This window comes from Paenibacillus sp. FSL R10-2778, from assembly GCF_038593035.1.
In the GTDB taxonomy this organism is placed as follows: Bacteria; Bacillota; Bacilli; order Paenibacillales; family Paenibacillaceae; genus Paenibacillus_AQ; species Paenibacillus_AQ odorifer.
Genome location: NZ_CP151956.1, coordinates 3284145 through 3307755, shown reverse-complemented (window position 1 = coordinate 3307755; position 23611 = coordinate 3284145). Strand labels below are relative to the sequence as shown.

Here is a 23611-nt window from a genome sequence, read left to right as displayed (position 1 = left end):
TTAAGATAAATACGTGATTTTAGAACTAATCGGTGTTCTGGGTTTCGCATTCGGCACTTCCTCCGGATACCCCATTCCAAATATCCCAATAACATCGTAATTTTCTTGAACACTAAGAATCTCACGATTATGAGGCAAAGCCCCCAGCGAAGCCCAATACGTACCTACACCTGCTTCATGTGCAGCTAATAAGAAATTTTGTACGAAACAAGCAGCAGCCATAACATTCTCATCGCGTTCAAACGCAGTTGCGGCAGGCTTAGACAGAACTGCAAAAACAACAGGTGCGTTGCCAAAATCCGTCTTATGCTTTAATTTCGCTCTAGTATTGGGTCCGATGAAAAGAAGCTCCCAAGGTTCGGTCATACGATGATTAGGAGCGTAACTTGCAGCCTCCAGCCATGAATGTAACTCCTCTTCACGAATTGGAGTCTGTTTGAATTGTTTTGTACTTCTACGGGTTTTAATAAGCTCAGTTATTTTCATCTTTTTCTTTACTCTCCTCTTTATTAACTTTTGATGTTGTATCTTCTGGAGCGATCTCATGAATCTGAAAGATTTGTTTAAACTCTTCAATGATCGCTTCCGTTGCTTTTAATTCACCGCTAACCACTTGTTTAATCGATTCAAGCTCAGGCTGATTTAACTGCCGCTGTAATGTAGCCCGGTTAACCATAAGCTTATCTAAAAAAGCGATGGCTCTGCCACGGCGAAAAGTTTGAGCACTTTTAGGATGTGGATCCATTGATTCCGTCATCCCATGTTTCATAAAGCCACGATCTCTGTGTTCGCCACGTCCCTCACGATCTCTGTGCTCTCCATGTTCCCTATGACCGCCACGTTTGCCGACATGTCCTTCACGCATTTTATTTCCTCCTTTTGCGGTGTATACATTTGTATACGTGCTCTTCATGTATACAAATGTATACGATAGAAACCATTTCTGTCAAGATCATTTTTCCATTTTGTAACATCATTATTGCTTACTTTATATCTAAAAAAACAATAAAAAACCCGCATAAAGTGCGGGCTTAAAGAGAAAAATTATCAAATTCAACGGAGTGATTTATAGGGAAAAGCTATTTTTCTTATACTCCTGAACGGATACTCCCATTACTTTTTTAAAACAGTTACTGAAGTAAAATGGATCTTTAATGCCGACCTTTTCAGCAATTTGATAAGCTTTCCAATCCGTTTCATTCAGAAGCTTCACCGCTTTTTCCATTCTGCACTTGAGAAGATAATCCGTAAAGCTAATCCCTGTGTCCTGCTTAAAGATCCGGCTAAAGTAACTGGAATTCATGTGGAATTTATTCGATACATAGGATAAAGACATCTCCGGAATGTGCATCTCCTGTTGAATAAAATCTTTAACTTCATGGATAATATTATTAGTTTTTTTGCTTCGTGCCTGGATTACTTGAGAGGTTACCTTCTCTGTGAGTTCAAGTAATGTCTGTTGCATGTCTGGCAGGCTATCGAGCTCAAAAATCCTTTTATATGGCGAAATATCGAAAGAAAGATTATTATCTAGTATAACTCCCATTTCAGCGAGTGAATTGATTAATGTGGAGACAAATTGGGCGGAAACCAGCCTAGCTCGTTCCACAGAAAAAGCCTCGGACTTCTCCAAATCCTGAAACATTTTCTCAATGGATTGCACAGCCTTGTCTAAGACACCAGCTTTTACAAAAAACAAAATTTCCTCAATTTCAATCGTCTTAACTTCCCAGGATCGGCCCCCGAAATGAATTTCATCATTAAAAAAATAGATAGCGTTACTGCCCTTTAACTTACCATATCTAACTGCCTCCAGCGCCTCTTTATAGGATTCTTTGATCCTATTGAAATCTGTACAGGTACTACCTACGCCAATGCAAGCTTTACATCCAAGCTTTTCATGGAGCGATTGGGCCAGCCACTCTCCAATCTTCGTAAGATTCTGATTATCTTTTCTATTAAGAAGGACAATCCGTTGACTGTTATCAAAAAAAACTTCGATTCCCTCATACTCTTCAAGCGCGTAATCAATAAACCTCTTACAACGCAAAGACTGCAGGATTCGTTGTTCCTCCCCTTCTTCTAAGGGAATTTGAAGTTCAATAAGCATGATTGAAAACAAGCTGTTCGCTGATTCAGGAAAAAAGTAATGGAATCGGCTATCCAGCTGATCGGGGTCCCAGAGGCCTGATAGCAAATCATTTAGAAATTTTTCTTTTAGTTGAACGGCGTGTTCTTTTAACTGTCGGTTCAGCTCCTGATATTCGTTCCACCGCTCTGTCTCTTCCCGGATTTTCCCATGAAGATCTACCGCAACTCTTCGTACCTCCTCGGCTTGGAGCGGCTTCAAGATAAAATTTTGTACTCCAATGTCCAGGCTTCTTTTTGCATATTCGAATTCGGGATGTGCAGTGATGATCACAATTTTGACTAGCGGATACCTTTCTTTTATCAACCGGCTTAATTCCAGTCCATCCATAAAAGGCATACTGATATCTGTAAATACTACATCCGGTTTCATGGTTTCGATCAGATCTAACGCTTCGCTTCCATTCGAGGCCTCACCTACGAATCTGTAACCAACCGCTTGCCAATCTATAATGATGGGAACAATTTTTCTCGCATTAATTTCATCATCCACAATAATGGCTCTGAGCAGTTCAAGCTCCATGACTATTCCCCTCCTCAAGCGGTAGTTCCAATTCAATCCGAGTTCCTTCTCCCGGTGCACTGACCAAACTACAATTCATGTCCGCCCCATAGTACAGCTTCAAACGCATCAAAGTACCGCGCAACCCAAAACTGGACTCATTTTGCCCATAGGGCTCAGCTTGCATTTCCCGACGTTTGTCTTCATTCATCCCCACACCATCATCTTCCACGACTAGCTTCAGTCGATTCCCCTGAATTCGGGCAAGGATGCGAATCTTACCACACTCCCCTAAAGGGCGAATACCATGATAAAGCGCATTTTCTACAAGCGGCTGAAGCGTCAATTTGGGTATCCGAACATACTCAGCTTCTTCCGGCACCTCAATTTCACTGATGAAAATTTCTGGATAGCGAATATTTTGTATACTCAAATAACTTTTAGTGATCTCTACTTCTTCTCTTAACGTTACTACATCACTGCCCTTACTAAGACTCTGACGATAGAAGGCTGCAAGCTCAGAAATAATCTGGTACGCCTCATTATTATTTCCTGACAAAGTTAAATAGCCAGCTGATTCTAACGTGTTATATAAAAAATGCGGTTTAATTTGCTGCTGCAAAATATCCAATTCGAGTTTCCGAATCAATTTCTGTTCTTCTTTCTCCCGCTTCAGCGCTTGCTCAATGGTCATAATCATATTGTTATACCTATCTTTCAACTGGTTCAGCTCATCCGTTCTCGCCTCGTACCGAACCAAACTGAAATCTCCAATCTCCACTTTTTTCATGGATCGCAGCATATGTAAAATAGGTGTAGTAATGAATCTAGAAATCCAGACGGAGCCTAAAAATATAGAAATGAAATTAAACAACATAATCATTAACAGCATCAGATTAAATTGACGATAAGGGCTTTCCCATTCCCCAAGAGGCTGAGCACTAGTAAACCTCCAACCACGATCCATTGAAACCAGAGAAGAGATCAGATAATTATGATCTTTGATCTTTACGATTTTGCTACTGCCGAGCGGCACATCAAGCATAGAAGAGTTTGTATAAGTCGATAATTCAGGCCGTGTAAAATCAAGGAGTGTCTCATATCCAGTTTCGATCATTAAATCAGGTTTATTATCGTTGATCGAACGTTCATAGCTTTTTTTTAGCTCCTGAACTGTAATGTTCACGACTAATACTCCTATTTTCTTAGAAGTGTTCATGTCGTTTACGATGCGAATCAGAGAAATATATTGTGGATCCTGCTGGGGTTCCTTCGTCTCAAAATTGAAGATACCTCCGGCATTTTTCCTCCAAATTGCTTTTCCGTCTAAGGCGACCGCCTCGGAGTACCATTCCGCTGACTCGATCCCATCCGTTCTGATCGGTTTTGCAGACTGCAAATCAATCGCAAACTTACGTCCTGCATTATCGAATAGATAGACAGAAGAGATAGAGGGCTCTGCGAGCATAAAATCTGACAGAGCAACCTCTAGCTTGTAAGTTAAAATTCCGATGTCGTTACCCGCCAGATCACTGCCCAAAATTTCCTGAACCGTATTGTTCGACACGATCATCTTGGAATAATTATTCGTGCTGTCAAGAAGTGATTCGATTCCGGAATTCATGGCGTTCAAGGTTTGAAGCGATACCTCACCTACCTTTTCCTCGGTGAATTTCTCATTGATTCGTTGGTACATAATACCGCTTGCAATCATGGAAACCACTAATAAGGCCAAGTAGTAAAAAACGATTTGTGATCGGATACGTGCAAACCTCACCGGTAACCTCCTGACCGACAATTAAGCGAATACGGACTTTTATTTATAGCTTCTTCAATACGACACTAGTATAGCATTTTTCGAAAGATTCCTATCCCATTGCTTTAACCCTTAACTGCCCCGGCAATAATGCTTTTTTGGACTTGATTACTTAGGAACAAGTAGATAATGATCATGGGTAGTGTAGCCACAACCATTCCTGCGAACATAGGTCCAAATTCTGTGGCATAGGCACTTTTAAACGAATTGATGGCGACGGTAATTGTTGCTAAGTCAGGATCATTAATGAATGTATTGGCAAACATCAGTTCGTTCCAAGCGGATAAAAAAGTAAAGATGGAAGTGGTTACGATAGCCGGCTTTACAAGCGGAAGCATAATACGGAAAAAAACCTGATAAATATTGCAGCCGTCTACAACGCTGGCTTCTTCCAACTCACCTGGCAGCGCTCTAAAGAAACCAATCATGATAAAGATTGTAGTAGGAAGTGCACTAACGGTATAAGGAATGATTAAGGCCCAAGGCGTATTCAGCAAGCTTGTCATTTTTAACATCTGAAAGACAGGTAGCAGCGTAGCATGAACGGGGATCATCAATCCCAGCATGAAGAAAGTAAGCACCACATTATTAAGCTTCCACTTCATTCTTGCGACAGCAAAAGAAACCATTGCCGATAACAGAGCAGAAATAATGACAGTTACCGTTGTATACATAAGGCTGTTCAAAAAGTTACGTGCGATATTCGCCTTAAAAAGTGCGTAGTCGTAGTTCGCCCACCGCCACTCATTAGGCAAGCCCATCACATTTGAGCCTGTAATTTCTATGTTTGTTTTAAAGGAGGAAAATACAAGCCACACGAGCGGATACAGTTGAATAACTGCGAAGATTAGAAACGCAATCTGCAAAACAACCTTTGGCCAGCGGCGGTTATGTGTTGTTGTCATTAGCTCTCCTCCTTATCATCGTAGGTTCTGATCAGTTTTTGTAGAACTAAGTAGAAAAAGAGACATTCCACAACCATAAACACGGCCATCGCGCTGCCGTACCCATACATATTGCGATTAAAAATCGACGAATACATCAATGTACTTGGAACACTAGTTTCCGGTGTAGGGTAGCCATTGGTCATAATGAAGACTAAATCGAAAAACTTCAATGATCCCAAAACAGCAAATATGACGCATACCTTCAGGATCGGTGAAATAAGTGGAATAGTGATAGAGAAGGCGGTTCTTATACTTGATGCTCCGTCAATTTTTGCAGCCTCGTACAAATCTTCAGGAATCCCTTTGATGGCAGCGTACATTAGAAGCATATGGTAGCCGATATATTGCCAAACGATTGGAATCATAACACTTATTAGTGCAGTTCCGCTTTCCGTTAACCAATCATGTGTCCAGGAGGACAAGCCTAGTTGATTGAGTATCGTATTCAGCAAGCCATATTCAGGCTGATAGATTTTCAGAAACATAACCCCGATGACAGAGGAGGATACCAAGACTGGAATGAAATACAAAGTACGATACAGCTTTTCACCCCACACCCCTCTGGCAAGAACCAGTGCGAGCACCAGAGCTATCGGAAGTTGCATGAAAACAGAAAGAACTGCCAGATACAACGTATTAAGTATCGAATGATTAAAATCCATGCCGTACGTATCTGCAAAAAATAAATCCTTATAAGAAGCTAAACCAATAAATTTAGCCGGTTGTATCCCATCCCAGTCCAACAGACTGTAATACATAGACTGAAGGATCGGGAAAAAACCAACAAGAATGTATAAAATCAAAGCAGGAACAACAAATACGGCGATAGCCTTTTTGTTTCCGAATACTTGATGCATGCTTCACTCCACCTTAAATCGATCAGGCGGCGAACAATTCTCGCCGCCTGACGCAGATTATTGTCCTTGATTAACCTTGCTCTGTAGTTCTTTCGTGTAGTCTTCAGGTGTTGTTTTTCCGGCGACGAATTTCATCAGCGAACCGAACATAGATTCAGTGTCATTACCATTCAGCATTTGATCCCACCAGTAGGAGAAACCAGTTGCTGATGAGGACAATTCACCAATTTGCAGAGCCAGTGGATTCATTTGAGAAGTGTCACCTACATCAACTTTCCATGCTGAGGAGCCTGAACCAGCCAGAAATACTTCTTTAGACATGGTCTCAATAAAGAACTTGTATACTTCCCATATTCTTTCCTTGTTTTTCAGATCGGCATTGAGCACGAATGTTTCACCCGAACCTCCGAACCACTCGTCAGCATTTCCTTTCCCCCCTGGAATGGTTGGAAATTTAATCGGTACCACTTTACCTTTGACCAGAGAGTTATCATCTTCAATCTGTCCGTTAACCCAAGCGCCCATGAACATCATAGCTGCTTTGCCTGATAGGAACATATTTGTCGCGTCATCATAAGAAGTTCCAACAAAATGTTTGCCGAAGGAGTCCGCATCAATCAATTGTTTGTATTTCGCAGCAGCTTCTGTGAATTCAGCTGTGTCGAATGATCCTGTTTTCGTTAAAGCGGCATTTACAGCATCCACGCCTGCCATCCGGATGGCTAGAATCGCGTTCCATTGCATTGCCGGCCATCTGTCTTTAGCCCCAAGTGCAATCGGCTGAATGCCTTTTGCTTTTAGTGCTTCAATCGCAGCAACAAGCTCATCCCATGTTTCCGGAATTTTCGCTCCTGCTTGCTCAAATAGTTCTTTATTGACGTACATTTGAGCAGTAGCTATATTGATCGGCAGACCGTAAAGCTTGCTGTCGAAGATGAAATTGTCTGTCGTACCTGGTACAATTTGGTCCAGCGTTCCATCTTTTGCGAGATCATCAATGGACAAAATCCGGTTCCCCGCTATAAATGGCTCAGAGAATCCGCCACCCCAGGTGTAAAAAATGTCGGGCAGCTCATTGGCGGCTGAAGCCGCTTTCACTTTTGTTTTATAAGATTCGCCCCCAACACCCACATGCTCGATTTCAACATTAGGAAATTTAGCCTGGGTTGCTTCAAGTGCTTTATAAAAACCAACAAACCCGCCGTCTTTAGAATTTGGATCCGCGAATTGGGACCACATAGTAATCTTGAGCTTCTCTTCCGCCGCAGGGTTTTTTCCCGTTTTGCCTGCGTTTGCATTAGCCTCAGAATTCACGTTATTCCCGTTGTTCCCACCACAAGCAGTGATAAGTATGGACATAGCCATCAACACTGTTAGAGTTAGGCTAATCCTTTTTTTGTTGACTTTTTTCATTCTTTTTCGCCCCCCATTTTTATATTGCTTACAGGACTAATTATATAAATCAATTTATCGAGTGAACATGAAAGCGTTTTACTTAATGATGTATTCTCTTTACATTAGACATTTTTCTTTATTAGCTACACATAAAGAAGACCTCTGATTTCTTCAGAAGTCTTTTTTTCATTCATATCAAAACTTAGGGAATGAACACCTCTATATAGCTGAGTGGCTTAGGTTCTATCTTCTCTCTTCTCTATTATCAGAAGTTATCTCATGAATCTGAAACATATGTAAGAACTCATCGATGATCGCTTCCGTAGCTTTTAGTTCACCACTAATGACTTGTTTTGCCGATTCAATCTCTGACTCGTTTAGCTGCTGCTGCAACGCCGAACGATTAATCATTAGCTTGTCCAAAAATGCGATAGCCCTAGCACGACGAAAGGTCTGAGCGCTTTTGTGAGGATGCTCCGAACCCTCCTTGACTCCATTTATATTCATTTCTTCATGCTCTCCGTATTCTCGATGCTCGTTATAACCGTGCTTATCTATGTGCCCTTCGCGCATAATTATTCCCTCCTCTAATTCCACTTACAAAACCATAGCCCATTAATAAGACCGGGTAAGATGGAAGCCGTCTGACTCCTTATCCAAGTAATGTGTATACCATCTTCACCTTTATATTCACAAACGGCTTTAGATCTCCCTGAGATGAGTTATTAATTATAGCATTGGATAGATCCATAGTTACAGGATAGGGTGCAAGAAGAAACGGTTTGAATTGTGCTTTCCAACTACGCTTTATCCGATCGTCTCTTAATTCTATTTCTCCCCCTGGAATTGCAACCATAGGATAGTCCAAATAGCCCTCAATTTCGGTCGACACTCTAGCTGCCTCCTAACTATAATTTTAATCATGTATTGACGGGTATACAGAATAGAACTATAATCTATACAATTCCAAGAAACATACTATGAATTACAAAAAAATAAGAAACATTAAATCATCCTTAGTTTGTCCACAAGAAGGAGTGTAAACACATGCCAAATGTTCAAACTTTCAAAGCAACTGCTCATTTGCAAGACGGCGTAAAGGTCGTTACTAATGCAAGACAATTCGAGCTGGTCATCGATGAACCGACAAGTCTAGGGGGCACGGATACAGGAATGAATCCTGTTGAAGCTTTGCTCGCTTCTTTGGGTGCCTGCCAATCCATTGTAGCTCGGGTCTACGCCTCTAAATTTGAGGTGGATCTTGAAGATTTCAGAGTAGATGTGGAAGGTGACTTGGATCTCGACGGATTCTTCAACCGCTCTGAAGTACGTCCTGGCTATTCCGATATTCGGTATACATTCTACATAAAGACTCCATCCCCTGCTGAGAAGGTCGAACAGTTCGTACAATTTCTGGAGAGCAAATGCCCTGTAGGTGACACCATTGCTGCTCCGGTTAATCTCAAGCTAAATCGTATTGTGATTGAAAATTAACCTTTTAATAATGCTAAAAGAGCTGCAAAGTTGCGTAAAAGCGACTAAGCAGCTCTTTTTCATGTCCTGTTCTCCGACTTCATATAATGTTAAAAATGATGCCTTCGGAGGAACCCAAAAAATGACGGATATACTAAGTAAAGTAGATGAAGAAATCGAACGTTTGTCAACGTTCTTGCTACAACAGCAGAAGGATGACGGCTCATGGCATTTTTGTTTTGAGAACGGGATTGTGATCGATGCTTATATGATCATTCTCTTTAGGGTGTTGAACCTACAGAATGAAACGCTCATTCGGCAGCTACATGATCGCATTCTTGATGCACAACAGCGAGAGGGTTGCTGGCAGTTATATAAGGACGAAGAAGCTGGGAACTTATCCACATCAGTCGAAGCTTATTATGCCCTGCTCTATTCTGGATACAGTAAGATAACAGACGAGCCAATACTTCGGGCTAAGCGTTATATACTGTCTAAAGGTGGATTAGGCAAAGTCACAAGTATCTTAACTAGAGTCATACTCGCTGCAACGGGTCAAAGCAAGTGGCCTTTAGCAATTTCTTCGATTCCACTGGAGGTGCTTTTGTTTCCCTCTTACTTCCCTATTAACTATTTCGAATTCTCTGGCTACTCTAGGGTACACCTCACTCCTATGCTCATTATGGCCGATCGGCGATTTTCGATCACTACAACCCATGCTCCTGATCTGTCAGATCTTATAGAGACACGATTGGATACAGATGAATCGCCTACCCGTGGATATCAGGAGATGCAGGATGTTATTCAAATGGGTTTGAGCAGATTACTCGGGAGTCCACACTACATACATGAAGCTGCCAAAAACAAAGCGGAGCAATATATGCTCCAGCGAATCGAATCCGACGGTACCTTTTACAGCTATGCCAGCAGTACAATTCTTATGGTTTTTGCCCTGCTTGCTCTCGATTATGATCGGCAGCATCCGATAATTACACAGGCCATTCAAGGTCTCACCGCACTGCAATGCCAATCAAATCATAATACTACAATTCAAAACTCTCCATCTACAATATGGGATACAGCGTTAATCTCCTATGCTTTGCAAGAGGCTCAAATTCCGGTTGATCACAAAGGAATAAAACACGCTGCATCTTATCTTCTGGATAAACAGCATCATAAACCTGCTGATTGGAGCATCCATAATCCGGATATAGTTCCCGGTGGATGGGGATTCTCTGAGTCTAATACAATCAATCCGGACGTAGATGATACAACGGCAGCCTTGCGAGCCATCCGAAGCTTATCAACCATTCACCCTTCATATCTGGAATCATGGAATCGCGGACTGAATTGGGTCCTATCGATGCAAAATAACGACGGCGGCTGGCCGGCATTCGAAAAAAACACCAATAAAGAAATGCTCACATGGCTCGCTATCGATGGTGCTAAATCTGCAGCCATTGATCCTTCGGAAGCAGATCTTACCGGACGAACTTTGGAGTTTCTCGGAAACTTCGCTGGTTTAAACACACAACACGAGTTCATTAAACGGGGTACGAAATGGCTGCTTCAACATCAGGAGAAGGATGGGTCGTGGTATGGAAGATGGGGTGTTTGTTATATTTATGGCACTTGGGCATCATTAACAGGCCTGCAGGCTGTTGGGCTCCCTATAAATCATGATACATTGCAAAAAGGAGTGAAGTGGTTTCTAAGCATTCAGAACTCGGACGGCGGTTGGGGGGAGTCTTGTCACAGCGACCGTCTTCTACAATATGTTCCTTTAAGAGAAAGCACACCTTCACAAACCGCCTGGGCACTTGATGCGATTATCGCCGTTCAGCCAGAGCCAACAGCTGCGGTGGAAAAAGGAATTCAAAGACTAATTACGTCTATTCATGAAGAGGATTGGAAAACTTCTTATCCCACTGGCGCTGGTCTCCCCGGTAATTTCTATTCCAATTATCATAGTTATCAGTATATCTGGCCACTACTCACACTGAGTCATTACAGAAAAAAATACGGTCAAGGATAATACTCGGTAATACTCGGTAATACTCAGTAATACTCAGTAATACTCAGTAATACTCGGTAATAACTAGCGTTGTCCTGCTCCACTTTTTAACTGTCTCGTAAAAGCTTGAATCGCGCCCTATGCCGTCCTTTTTGACAAACTCTCCTTATCAGTTCTTACTTAATAGTCTACATCTCCATTTCAGTCGGTCCGTAAACGGGTACGACCCAGTAATGCAACCAAATCATTCATTAAATGCCATAGAGATTGGTATATCAGCTACCCTACCCTCTCCAATAACTTACTCCAGTACGTATTCCTTTGTTCAAACTAAACTACATGTTTTCTTTCCATTAAGACCACCTGCTTTTTCTTTTAGTAAAAAACAGCAGAGCAGCTAACATCCGTTATAGGAGAATCGTTGCTTTGCTGTTATGAACCGGGGGTCGAATGCTTTTATCCGTTGCACCTACCTAAATCACCCAGTCTTAATTAAGATTAGAGCTTTCGGACTCAGAAGACGCTATTTGCTTGTTTTTAGGCTTTTGAGTTAGGTTACGGACTCCAGTGCAATTATTCCTTAAAAAGAGAGCCATTTTTGGTGTTTTTCATGGTAATAACTGCGATGGGGTCCGATAAAATTCCAAATGTAAGCTAAATCTGCTCTTAAGGTCAGCTGTGTCCGATAGCAAATACGTGTGCGCAAAATGTTACCTAATCAATCCAACTTGCCATATGAATCATCCCTATAGGAATTACTTAAATTACTTATGAGATAGACTCCATTTTTGCATGGAGTCAATTGAGCGTAGTTCACACATAGTCAATCAGGCGCAATCTCCGATAATCAAGGATCGCTGCCTGATATTTAGGATCACTGGCGTTTTTCCTGAGCAAATTATGACTGTAACTTCTGATATCCCCACTCCGTATATTTGTAGCGCAAGATTTTCACGCAATCTAATGAAATAACTGCATTTTATAAACTTAATCTATATTGCTAGGGAATAACTCCGACTTTAACTGCATTCTATACAATTAAAATCAAAAGAAAACACCTAGAAGCCTTAATCTCATGAGAATAGTTGTAAGAAATACAGCTATTTTCAATGCACAACTATTTTGAACGATTATAGCTGCACAAAATACAGTTAAACACCTCGCTGCTCCCCATCCGTTACTTTCATCCGCCCCCATACGGGTACATAGAGGGTTGCATTACTCATTTTACTTTTTGGAGCATGCTACCGAAATATCCTCTTTCAAGAAACAGGTGTAATCGTTGGTGGTTTCGGTGCCCTTTCCCACGCATGGGTTACCTGCAATGTTGCTGCATAGGTGATTAACGAAACAAGCAACGCTCCGAACAGTTCAATGACCTGCCCCAGGTGCAATCGTTCAAGAATTCCGTGAGCCGCCAACCCGCTAAGCGCCATGACAATTCCTCCCGCTCCCACCTTGAATACAATACGAAAGTCAAAATAAAACCCGATCGTTCCTGCCACAGATAAAAAATTCAACAGTGTCAGCAGCAAGAGCCCCAGTCCGAATCCCATGGCCACCCCTTCGATTCCAATATTAGAACCTAGAACAAAGATCGCAATCACTTCAAAAATATTCGTAAGAATATGATTCCACATAACGGTTGATGCTTTCCCCAAACCAAGCAAAATTGCTTGCAGTGGCGCTCCGAAATAATAAAGAAAAAATAAGGGTGCTATTAACTTTAACAGCTCGCCCGCTTCTGGCGAATGATAGATCATGGTTGTTAAGGGTACAGCCCATAAGTACAGGATGATTGTACATGGGAAACCTACTATAAGCGCGGATCGCATAGCCATATCCATCCGATTATGCATAAGCTTGCTATTGTTGCTCACACTTGCTTCGCTGATCGCCGGAATTAATGCAGTCGACAACGATTGTGTGAAGAAGCTGGGGAGAAACAACATGGGAAGAGCATAACCCGCCAGAAGTCCGAATTGCTTGGTCGCCATCTCAACACCTACACCAAACAGTACTAGACTTTTCGTAATCAGCAGTGGTAGAAAGGCATGATAGAGCGAATGAATAAAACCGCTGCCTGTCATCGGTAAGCCGATACGCAGCAAATCTCTCAACGTACTGTCTCCTTTAAGTGAAATTCTTGACGTAGGTGGTGAAAAGGTTTTGATCTTACCTCGATTTGCCCATTTGAAAACAGCGAATAAATAGAGCAAACCAAAACCTTCCCCAACAACGGAGGCAGCCATTGCACCAGCAGCCGCATAGGCAATACCGTAGGGCAACAAAACGTTGACAACACCGATAATGACAATGATTTGCGCCAGATTCTCAATAATATCGGAAAAGGCAAGTGGGTTCATGTTCTGTTTTCCACGAAAATAACCTTTCAGTACAGCAGACATCGCAATAATTGGAATGATCGGCGTAATAGCAACCATAGCATAATACGCCCGCTGATCGGCCAAAAAAATCGATGCGATCCATTTGGAGCCAAACAGAGCCACTAAAGTTAATATAATACTCAACGTACCCGTAATGCTTAAGGATACTGTGAGAATACGCTTTACTCGCGCTTCATCCTGCTTAACCTCAGCTTCCGATACAAGCTTTGAAATCGCAACAGGAAGCCCCAGCTCTGTTAGCGTAATAAATAAGGGAAGCAGTGGATGAGCAATCATAAGCAGCCCTACTCCCTCTGCTCCCAAAAAACGTGCCAGCAAGACTCCGTTCAAAAAACCAAGCCCTTTTGTGAAAAATGACGACACGGTTAATATGAACGTGCCACGAATAAAACTTTGTTTACGCATCCCCATTTATACGCATCTCCACCTATGGTTTGTCCTGTCCTTCTTTCTAACTTATTCGAACAAACGCAAGTACATGCAGACAAGTATTTGTAAAGTATTTAATCAGCAATAAGCCCGACACATCTAAGCCGGTATACCAGGCATTTTCCTCACTTTCATTAGCTTCTGTAGCAATAACATCTTTCATAGACCAGAGATACTTCTCTGTATTGTTCATTAGTACTGTTTTTGTATAAATTTCATCCTCCGCAATAAAAGATATATTAAGAAATAAATAGATAATTTACCAATGGCATGTTACCATTTTGAATGCGATTTCAATAGCGTTGTTATAACAGTTTTTTTACTCTTCTTCGTGAATGTCTTTTTGCAAAATCTTTGATATGATAAAAAAGAATACAAAAGGCTTTACGGAAATCATTCACATCGTTAATAACCACTTCTAAATTTTCCAAAGATAAAGGAGAACTTCATTCATGAGTCAGAAAACAAGATTAAATAATGACTGGTTATTCAGCAAACAGCCGCTTAAGTCCACTTTAGAATCGGTGATAGCAGCTGATTCGGAGTGGATGGACGTAACCTTACCCCATGACTGGCTAATTTTTGATACACATAATCTATATGAAAGCGGAGAAGGCTGGTACCGTAAAAGCATAATTATAGATGAGAAAGTGCCAAATAGTCTTGTCTCGCTTCGTTTTGAAGGCGTATACATGGACTCCACTCTCTATGTGAACGGCCATATCGCAGGCGTCTGGAAAAATGGATACTCGACGTTTGAAATAGATATCACGCCATACATTATTGAAGGTATCAACGAAATCTATGTTCAAGTGGTTCATGAGTCTCCTAATTCACGCTGGTATTCCGGTGCGGGCATCTATCGCAGTGTATGGCTGAAGACGTATCCAGGGACACATATTGTGCCTGATGGTATTTATATCTCTACTCACAAAAAAGAGGATTCCTGGAATGTTGAGGTAGATACCGAAGTCTTGTGCAATGATCTATTGCAAAGCGCAAAACACTACATAATTCGTCACAGTATACTGGACGCTTCAGGTATCTGTATCTCTCATGCAGAAAATGAAAGTCCAGTACAAGTCGGGTCTGCTGTATCCAGCTCTGCCCTCTTATCCGTCAACAATCCAATGCTCTGGGATATTAACCAGCCTTACTGCTATTCCCTAAAAACTGAACTGCTGGAGAATGATCAGGTAATAGAAGAAGAAATCCAAACCTTCGGATTCCGTACGATGGAGTTTGACAGCCAACAAGGTTTCTTTTTGAATGGCCGAAAGGTGAAGATTCATGGCGTATGCCAACATCATGATTTGGGATGTTTGGGGGCTGCGGTGAATAAGGCAGCTCTAAAAAGACAGATTATCCTCCTGCAGGAGATGGGCGTAAACGCTATTCGTACGGCCCACAATATGCCAGCCGTTGAACTGATGGAACTAGCGGATGAGATGGGCGTGCTCATAGTTTCCGAAGCATTCGATATGTGGGAACGCAGTAAAACTCCTTTTGACTACGCCAGATTTTATCCGGATTGGTGGAAACAAGATATTGCCAGCTGGGTACGCCGGGATAGAAATCGCCCCTCCATGCTCATGTGGAGTATCGGAAATGAAATATACGACACCCATGCCGATGAACGCGGCCAAGAGTTAACCATAGAATTACGTGATCTGGTGCAGGTTCATGACCCTAAAGGAAATGCAGTGGTTACTATCGGTTCCAACTATATGCCATGGGAGAATGCACAGAAATGCGCAGATCTAGTGAAGTTCGCAGGGTATAACTATGCCGAAAAATACTATGACCAGCATCATGAGGAACATCCCGACTGGATTATTTATGGTAGTGAAACTTCGTCTACTGTACAGAGCAGAGGCATCTACCACTTCCCTTATGCTCAGTCTGTATTGTCTGACGATGATGAACAATGCTCAGCCTTAGGGAACAGTTCTACTAGCTGGGGTGCCAAAAACACAGAAGCTTGCATCATCGCAGATCGTGATGCGACCTACTCACCTGGACAATTTATTTGGACTGGATTTGACTATATTGGGGAGCCGACCCCGTACTTCACTAAAAACTCGTATTTTGGTCAACTGGATACCGCGGGATTCAAAAAGGATTCCTATTATATTTATCAAGCAGAATGGACGGATTACAAGGTCGCCCCGATGATTCATATTTTTCCGTACTGGGATTTTTCTGAAGGGCAGCTTATTGATGTGCGAGTATGCTCCAACGCACCACAAATCGAATTGTTCTTTAATGATCAATCCATGGGCACGGTTAACATTGACCATAAACATGGTAAAAAGCTGCTTGGGGAATGGCAGCTCCCCTATAGCAAAGGTACTCTCCGAGCAGTCGCTTATGATGAACACGGAGTACAGATCGCTGATGATACGGTAACTTCTTTCGGAGATTCGGCCACTGTGGTCATGAATCCTGATAAAACTCAGATGACTGCTGACGGATCGGACTTGGTATTTGTGGAGATCTCGACCCTCGATCAAGAAGGACGTCCCGTGGAGAACGCCAATAATCGTATTCAAATCTCTGTAGAAGGACCGGGGCGTCTTGTTGGTTTGGATAATGGTGACAGCACTGACTACGATTCATATAAAGGAACAAGTCGCCGGATGTTCAGCGGCAAATTGCTTGCGGTCATTGCCTCTTCATTGGAGTCAGGTACAATCGTTGTACGTGCATCTTCCCATGGCTTACAGTCTGCTGAGCTTACACTGACTTCTGAAGCACGAGAGCTAGATCATTCTAAGGACGAAGAGCTTGTACTTTATCAACACTCATCACAATCACTATCGGATGTGAGCGAGTTATCCCAAGACTATTTATCAGATGAAATTCCCGTTCGCAAGCTGGAAATCATATGCCCGCAAGGAAATCAGCTAGCGAAGGACACCCGTTCACTTCCGGTTCGTGTGCAAATTCATCCAGAGAACGCAACCTATCAGGAAATTGAATGGCGAGTTACGAATGCTGCCGGTATTGACGCCAATATAGCCGTTCTTGAGGCAAATGGACATGAAGCAGTAATTTCGGCTTTGGGAGACGGAGACGTCTATGTACGGTGTGCAACGAAAAACGGTGCAGATCAAGTGCGCCTGTATTCGCTTATGGAATTCCATATTCGAGATATGGGAGCTGCCTTTTTGAATCCTTATGAGTTTGTTTCCGCTGGTTATCATAGCAATACGAGCCGGAACTTAACAAATGGGAATGAACGCGGAGTGGCTACTGCAAGAGAAGGAGAAAGCTGGATATGTTTCGACAATATCGATTTCGGTGATTATGGAGCTACTGAACTTACCCTTCCTATCTTCGCGCTAGATAACGATAAATATACGATTGATATATGGAAAGGTACACCGGATGCTCCAAACGCAGCTCTGCTGACACAGGTAACCTATCAAAAACCATCCATATGGAATGTATATCAAGAGGAAACCTACTCATTACCTGAGCGAATAAAAGGTGTCACCACCCTTTGTTTTGTTCTTAATAAAAAGATTCATCTCAAGGGCTTTCAGTTTAACAAACCTTTAAAAGCGTACGAACAACTTAACGTTCTGGAATACAATCAGATTTATGGGGATTCCTTTACGCTGGCAGATGGACAAATCAAAAATATTGGTAACAACGTCTCTCTCATCTTTAAAGATATGGACTTCGGTCATACTGGAAGCACTAAACTAACCTTATGCGGGCATTCGCCTATCGATAAAAATACTCTGCATATTCTATTTAGCGGACCAGAGGGTGAAAAGAGACAGCTTGTGGAGTTTACACAGTCAAGTGATTATTGCGAAAGAGAATTTGTATTGGAGCGCATAACCGGTCCGCAAACCGTCACCTTTATATTTCTACCGGGGAGCCAGTTTGATTTTAAGTGGTTCCAGTTCCAAGCAGAGTAAGGTATTTTCAACTTTAAACTAGATGGATAGCTTTATTACAGAACAAATCCCCTGCGCATTTGTCACGGTTCAATAAGGATGTTTTCGGCTTTTGAGATTTGCCGTAGGATTATCATGTCCTACGGCTTTTTTCTTGTTTTAAACCTTTTATCAGACATTGCTTTTGAAATTCATCCTTAATTTGCAGACTCTTTTCTTTCGAGAGATTTCTTCCTGTTACATTTAGCTTCATACTATTTAACCCTATTACATTTTAGCGTTCATATTTCTGCCTTTAATATAAGTTTACACACCCTTTATTTTTTGTTTATACCTCGGACTGTATGTTTCTGTCAAAAGAAATATAATAGATCTAAGGAGGTGTTATGCATAGATTATATAACGACAAAGGAATCAGCGAAAAAATGGGAAATACTTGCCTTGTTCCAATTGACGCTAAAAACCCGGCTAACGGACGATATAGTTGCAGTAAAGTAAAGGACGGTGCAAATAAATGAACCAGATATTTTTGGTTGAGGACGATAAGACAATCGCTAAAAACCTTGTGCTTCTGCTCCGCTCAGAGGGATTTACAGTCTCTCATGTCCCTACGCGGAGTGAAGCCCTTACCGCGCTTGCCGGAAATAAATTTGACTTGGCGTTGATTGATATTTCTTTGCCTGATGGAAATGGCTTTGCGGTTTGCACGGAAATCAAAAAAACGCAAGATATTCCCATAATCTTTCTGACGGCTTCTGACGATGAGTCAAGTGTTGTTACCGGGCTGAACATGGGCGCGGACGACTATATCACTAAGCCTTTTCGTCCGCGTGAATTGATTGCACGAATTGGAGCCGCCTTGCGAAAAAGTGGGCGTTCCATATCTGATTTTAAAATTCACGGGCTTCATGTCGATATGGCAAGTGGCATTGTGGAGAAAAACGGTAGCGAGGTCTTTCTTTCAGCATTAGAATACCGCTTGTTGCTGATGTTTATTAGCAATTCGAAAAGTATTATCACGAGAGGCAGGCTGCTTGACGAATTGTGGGACGCTGCAGGCGAGTTTGTCAATGACAATACACTGACCGTGTACATCAAACGTTTGCGGGAGAAGATAGAGAACGATCCAGCAAGTCCGCAAATTATTCTGACTGTTCGTGGGACGGGATATAGATTGGGGAACGAGTATGCTTCGGAATAGAGAGTTTCGACATTTTGTCATTTTGTTCTCCTTAATTGCCACCTCCGCTGTGACGCTGGGATTTGCAATCAATATGGCGGCGGGAATCCTTACCACTACCTCTACCGCCGCTTTTGGCATAGCGTTTTTCGTGTTTACCAAAGCCCGATACATAAGCATTGCACGGATTTCACATCAAATCGACCTTGTGCTTCATAATGCTGACCTTCTGTACATTGAAGAGTCGGACGAGGGCGAGCTTTCTATTCTGCACAGCGAGATAACAAAAATGCTACTGCGCATTCGGGAGCAAAACGATGCGCTGAAAAAAGAAAAAGAACATCTTGCCGATTCGCTGGCCGACATAGCCCACCAACTCCGAACCCCACTCACATCAGCCAACCTCATTCTGTCTTTGTTAGAGAATAGCCCTAATGAAAACGAACGGAAAGCATTTATACGAGAAACAGAAGAATTGCTTGTGCGGATGGATTGGCTGATTACTTCTCTACTAAAATTATCTCGCTTGGACGCGGGCATTGTGGTGTTCCAAAACGAGCAGATAGATGTAAATAGCTTGATACGCTCCGCCCTTCGCCCGTTCCTAATCCCAATAGAACTGCGCTATATTGATTTGCAAATAGACGTGCCGAAAGTAGTACTTATTCAAGGCGATCCAGGTTGGATTTCGCAAGCAATTCAAAACATCCTCAAAAATTGTATAGAAAGTGCAGGCGAGCACGGGAGGATTGAGATTGATTGTACGGATAACCGGTTATTTACCGAGATTGCCATCCACGACAGCGGTGCGGGTTTTCAGAAAGAAGATTTGCACTGCTTGTTTGACAGGTTTTATCGCGGGAAAAACCCAAACGCTACAGGATACGGGATTGGATTGGCTCTCTGCAAGATGATTATAACGCGGCAAGGAGGAACGATTACCGCAAAAAACCACCCGCAAGGCGGCGCAATCTTTACCATTCGTTTCTCAAAGTGACAGATCTCTCACCTGAAAGTCACAGAGATGTAAGTTGAAGGTTCTATTATATGGGTAACCCATCAGAAAGGAGACTCACATAATGGAGTTTTTAAAAATTGAAAATTTATGCAAAGTCTATGGTAAGGGAAATAATCAAGTTACTGCGCTTGACCATGTTTCACTTACAATTGAAAAGGGAGGATTCACCGCAATCATCGGTTCGTCCGGCTCGGGCAAATCTACATTGCTTCACAGCGTCGGGGGCGTAGACGTACCGACAAGCGGAAAGGTATATTTGAACGGGCAAGATGTATATAGCCAAAGCAATGAAAAACTCGCCATCTTCCGCAGACGGCAAGTTGGACTGATTTACCAATTTCACAACCTCATTCCCACTCTGAATGTAGTGGAAAACATCACCTTGCCTATCCTTATGGACAAGCGCAAGGTCAACGAGGAAAGGCTAAATGACCTGCTCGAAATGCTTGGGTTGCAAGATCGAAAAACGCATTTATCCAATCAGCTTTCAGGTGGTCAGCAACAGCGTGTTTCCATAGGACGCGCTTTGATGAATGCCCCGGCGGTCATGCTTGCCGACGAACCCACGGGCAGCTTAGATAGCCGAAATGGACATGAAATCATCAAGCTGCTCAAAGAAAGCAATAAAAAATATGGGCAGACCCTGATCCTCGTCACCCATGACGAAAATATTGCCCTGCAAGCAGACCGTATTATCGGTATAACAGACGGCAAAGTAACGCGGGATGAACAGGTGGTTCGGCCATGAATATTTTTAACAAAGTCACACTGCAAAGTATGAAAAAAAGCCGTTCCCGAACGATTGTCACGGTGATCGGAGTTGTTCTGTCCGCCGCCATGATTACGGCTGTCGCTACCTTTGGCACTTCCCTGTTAAATTATCTGGTAAACGGTTCTATTGCGAAATACGGCGGTTGGCACGTTGAGTTTTTGGATGTTGATTCCTCTTTCGTGCAAGAGAGAACCCATGACAGTAAAGTTGCAAACAGCGCAGCATTTGAAAATATCGGTTATGCAACGCTTGAAGGCGGGAAAAGCCCTGAAAAGCCCTATCTTTTCATCGCCGGATTCAGTGAGGAAGCCTTTGATACCTTACCCACAAGCCTGATTTCCGGCAGGCTTCCTGAAAATAGCAAGGAGATTCTCGTCCCGTCTCACGTTACTGCAAAGGGCGGTGTTAGATTTAAGTTGGGCGACACACTTTCACTTTCTGTTGGAAGCCGATTGAATGGAAACAAGAATCTCGGCCAACACGACCCTTATCAGACCGGGGGTGAATCGGGAGAGGACAAAGAAACCCTTGTTCCAAAATCAGAGAGAACCTACAAGGTTGTAGGTATCTGCGAAAGACCCAGTTTTGAGGAACATTCCGCACCGGGATACACCTTGATAACGAAAGCAGATCCTAAAGACCAAGCGGACAACTTCAGTATATTTGTCACACTGAAAAATCCGCACGGTGTAACGGCTTACGCAAGCAGTACAGTCGGAGCAGGAGCTTATGTCTTTAACGATGATGTACTGCGCTTCATGGGCGCTTCGGACAATAAACTGTTCAACACGCTTCTGTACTCAGTTGGCGGCATTTTGGTTGCCATAATAATGATAGGCTCGATTTTTCTGATTTATAACTCGTTCAACATCTCGCTGAACGAACGCACACGCCAGTTCGGGATTCTAGCATCGGTGGGTGCAACGGCAAGGCAACTGCGAAATTCTGTGCTATTTGAGGGACTTTGCATTGGTGCAGTCGGCATACCTATTGGCATTATGGTCGGCATAGGCAGTATCGGACTTGTAATTCCTATGGTTGCCGAGAATTTCGGGAAAACTTTCCACAGCACCGTGCCTTTAACCCTATCGTTGTCTGTCCCCGCAATTGTCGCAGCTACAGCAGTCAGTTTAGTTACCATTTTGATTTCAGCCTATATCCCGGCCAGAAAAGCTGCAAATACTCCCGTGATGGAGAATATTCGTCAGACCAACGAGGTCAAAACCGAATCGAAAGCGGTAAAAACATCAAAATTTGCACAGCGTATTTACGGTTTGGAGGGTACACTTGCGTTAAAAAACTTTAAAAGAAACAAAAAACGTTATCGCAGCATTGTGTTATCGCTCACTTTAAGCGTCGTGCTGTTTGTATCGGGAAGTGCTTTTGGAACAACTCTAAAACGACTTTCAGAACAGTTGATAATGGACATGGACTATGACATTCTTTTTACCACTCAGGTGACGGACGACAGCGAAATGATCCCGCTTTACAACAAACTTAAAACCTCTGACGGGGTTTATGAAAGCTCGTACCAAACCGTTTATGTGTATACATCCGTAATTATGGAAAGCGATTTTTCAGACCGTTACCGGGAATACGCGGGGTATACTACGCCGGACGAAACGGTTCAACTACCCATGGACATCCAGTTTATTGAGGACAGCAAATATCTGAGTTTTATCAAAGAACTGGGTTTGTCTGCAGATGAATATACCGGGCAGGACGCGAAGATGATTGCCGTTGCCAAAAAGCGGATTGATAATAATGAAAGGCCAAGCGAAGTGTTTAATATGTTTGCAAATCATTCCATGACATTTAGTGTCGCCCCCCAAACAAATGACAAGCAAATGATGGAACAGGGGCAAAGCATAAACATTACGTTTGTCGATACGTACCCGGTGGATCCGCCTCCAAGGCAATCTTTAGAGCAGCGGCCATACGTTTTTATGGTGGTAGCTCCCTATTCACTCAAAGAGAACTTTAAAAGCCCGGATACCCATGCGGAAATGGGCCTGGCCTTTCTTTCAAATAATCCCTCGCAATCGGTGGCTGAAATGGAAGCGATCATTCAGGACACGGGAATGATGTCTGCTTATACCCTTTACAATGTCCATACAATAGTTGAACAATACCGCAGTTTAATATTTGTTATTGATGTGTTCACCTATGTTTTTGTTATTATGATTTCCCTGATTGCGGTTGCAAATGTATTCAATACTATTTCCACAAATATCAGACTGCGCAGGCGGGAACTTGCCATGCTCCGCTCGTTGGGGATGTCCGACCGCGATTTCAATAAGATGATGAGTTTTGAGTGTTTCTTTTATGGGATGAGGACGTTGCTGTTCGGAATTCCAATAGCGGGAATCATCTCGTGGCTGATTTATGAAGGGTTAGTGGCCGTAGAAAGGATAGATAACTTTAATTTTGTGTTCCCGTGGGGCAGTATGGCAATTAGCGTGTTTGGCGTAATCTTTATCGTGTTTATTACAATGTTGTATGCCATTAGCAAGATAAAAAAAGAAAATATCATTGACGCGCTTCGGGATGATTTGGCTTGATTTTAATACCGATATTAAGATCAGGTTTTACTGCAAAATTGTGGACATACGGCTTTCTATGTATTCAAATTTAAACTTCACCAAAAAGTAAACCCTCCAATATAGATTATTTACAATTAAACAGTAATCGTTCGGCTGTGTGCCTAAACAATTATGTTTATCGTAAACATCCTTATTGGA

The 23611-nt window shown here is 42.5% G+C and carries 16 protein-coding genes and 1 pseudogene; 7 read left to right on the top strand and 10 right to left on the bottom strand.

The features are described from left to right. The 9 genes and pseudogenes from NST40_RS14720 to NST40_RS14680 form a co-directional block, all read right to left on the bottom strand. Window positions 1–486, bottom strand: a complete 486-nt coding sequence (locus NST40_RS14720) for a nitroreductase (RefSeq protein ID WP_076184571.1) — start codon at window positions 484–486, stop codon at window positions 1–3. Next, window positions 473–865 carry a hypothetical protein gene (locus NST40_RS14715; protein WP_076125684.1) on the bottom strand — a complete coding sequence of 131 codons (393 nt, stop codon included), beginning with the start codon at window positions 863–865 and terminating at the stop codon, window positions 473–475. The genes NST40_RS14720 and NST40_RS14715 overlap by 14 nt, the downstream gene beginning before the upstream one ends. 201 nt (window positions 866–1066) lie before the next feature. Next, the gene (locus NST40_RS14710) at window positions 1067–2671 is read right to left on the bottom strand and encodes a response regulator (protein ID WP_076276501.1); all 1605 of its coding nucleotides are present in this window, start codon (window positions 2669–2671) and stop codon (window positions 1067–1069) included. After that, window positions 2661–4427 (bottom strand): sensor histidine kinase, encoded by a 1767-nt coding sequence (locus NST40_RS14705; protein ID WP_076217565.1) that lies wholly within the window; start codon window positions 4425–4427, stop codon window positions 2661–2663. The genes NST40_RS14710 and NST40_RS14705 overlap by 11 nt, the downstream gene beginning before the upstream one ends. Before the next feature lie 104 nt (window positions 4428–4531). Then, on the bottom strand, window positions 4532–5371 hold the full coding sequence (locus tag NST40_RS14700; RefSeq protein WP_076125690.1) for a carbohydrate ABC transporter permease: 840 nt from the start codon (window positions 5369–5371) through the stop codon (window positions 4532–4534). Next, complete coding sequence (locus NST40_RS14695) at window positions 5371–6270, bottom strand: sugar ABC transporter permease (protein ID WP_076125692.1); 900 nt, start codon at window positions 6268–6270, stop codon at window positions 5371–5373. Before NST40_RS14695 ends, NST40_RS14700 begins: the two co-directional genes overlap by 1 nt. 57 nt (window positions 6271–6327) lie before the next feature. Further along, window positions 6328–7683, bottom strand: a complete 1356-nt coding sequence (locus tag NST40_RS14690; protein WP_342410831.1) for an extracellular solute-binding protein — start codon at window positions 7681–7683, stop codon at window positions 6328–6330. 225 nt (window positions 7684–7908) lie between these two features. Next, window positions 7909–8238 (bottom strand): hypothetical protein, encoded by a 330-nt coding sequence (locus NST40_RS14685; protein WP_342410830.1) that lies wholly within the window; start codon window positions 8236–8238, stop codon window positions 7909–7911. Between the two features lie 115 nt (window positions 8239–8353). After that, a pseudogene (locus NST40_RS14680) lies at window positions 8354–8521 on the bottom strand (formylglycine-generating enzyme family protein); the annotation flags it as partial. 191 nt (window positions 8522–8712) lie between these two features. Between NST40_RS14680 and NST40_RS14675 the strand changes: the two are divergent. Both NST40_RS14675 and shc read left to right on the top strand, forming a co-directional pair. Further along, window positions 8713–9159 (top strand): OsmC family protein, encoded by a 447-nt coding sequence (locus NST40_RS14675; protein ID WP_076217562.1) that lies wholly within the window; start codon window positions 8713–8715, stop codon window positions 9157–9159. A gap of 121 nt (window positions 9160–9280) precedes the next feature. Next, the gene (shc, locus tag NST40_RS14670; protein ID WP_342410829.1) at window positions 9281–11173 is read left to right on the top strand and encodes a squalene--hopene cyclase; all 1893 of its coding nucleotides are present in this window, start codon (window positions 9281–9283) and stop codon (window positions 11171–11173) included. A gap of 1241 nt (window positions 11174–12414) precedes the next feature. Here the strand turns inward: shc and spoVB are convergent. Beyond that, window positions 12415–13971, bottom strand: a complete 1557-nt coding sequence (spoVB, locus tag NST40_RS14665) for a stage V sporulation protein B (protein ID WP_342410828.1) — start codon at window positions 13969–13971, stop codon at window positions 12415–12417. Between the two features lie 470 nt (window positions 13972–14441). On the opposite strand from spoVB, the gene NST40_RS14660 reads away from it, so the two are divergent. From NST40_RS14660 to NST40_RS14640, 5 genes are all read left to right on the top strand, one after another. Further along, window positions 14442–17921, top strand: a complete 3480-nt coding sequence (locus NST40_RS14660; RefSeq protein WP_342410827.1) for a sugar-binding domain-containing protein — start codon at window positions 14442–14444, stop codon at window positions 17919–17921. A gap of 493 nt (window positions 17922–18414) precedes the next feature. Further along, window positions 18415–19101 carry a response regulator transcription factor gene (locus tag NST40_RS14655; RefSeq protein WP_341002522.1) on the top strand — a complete coding sequence of 229 codons (687 nt, stop codon included), beginning with the start codon at window positions 18415–18417 and terminating at the stop codon, window positions 19099–19101. Next, window positions 19088–20077: a HAMP domain-containing sensor histidine kinase gene (locus tag NST40_RS14650; protein WP_076217557.1), complete on the top strand. Its 990-nt coding sequence runs from the start codon at window positions 19088–19090 to the stop codon at window positions 20075–20077. Before NST40_RS14655 ends, NST40_RS14650 begins: the two co-directional genes overlap by 14 nt. An 82-nt stretch (window positions 20078–20159) precedes the next feature. Beyond that, a complete protein-coding gene (locus NST40_RS14645) occupies window positions 20160–20846 on the top strand; it encodes an ABC transporter ATP-binding protein (RefSeq protein WP_342410826.1) in 687 nt (228 codons plus the stop codon). After that, complete coding sequence (locus NST40_RS14640; RefSeq protein WP_342410825.1) at window positions 20843–23431, top strand: FtsX-like permease family protein; 2589 nt, start codon at window positions 20843–20845, stop codon at window positions 23429–23431. The genes NST40_RS14645 and NST40_RS14640 overlap by 4 nt, the downstream gene beginning before the upstream one ends. Window positions 23432–23611: the final 180 nt, after the last annotated feature.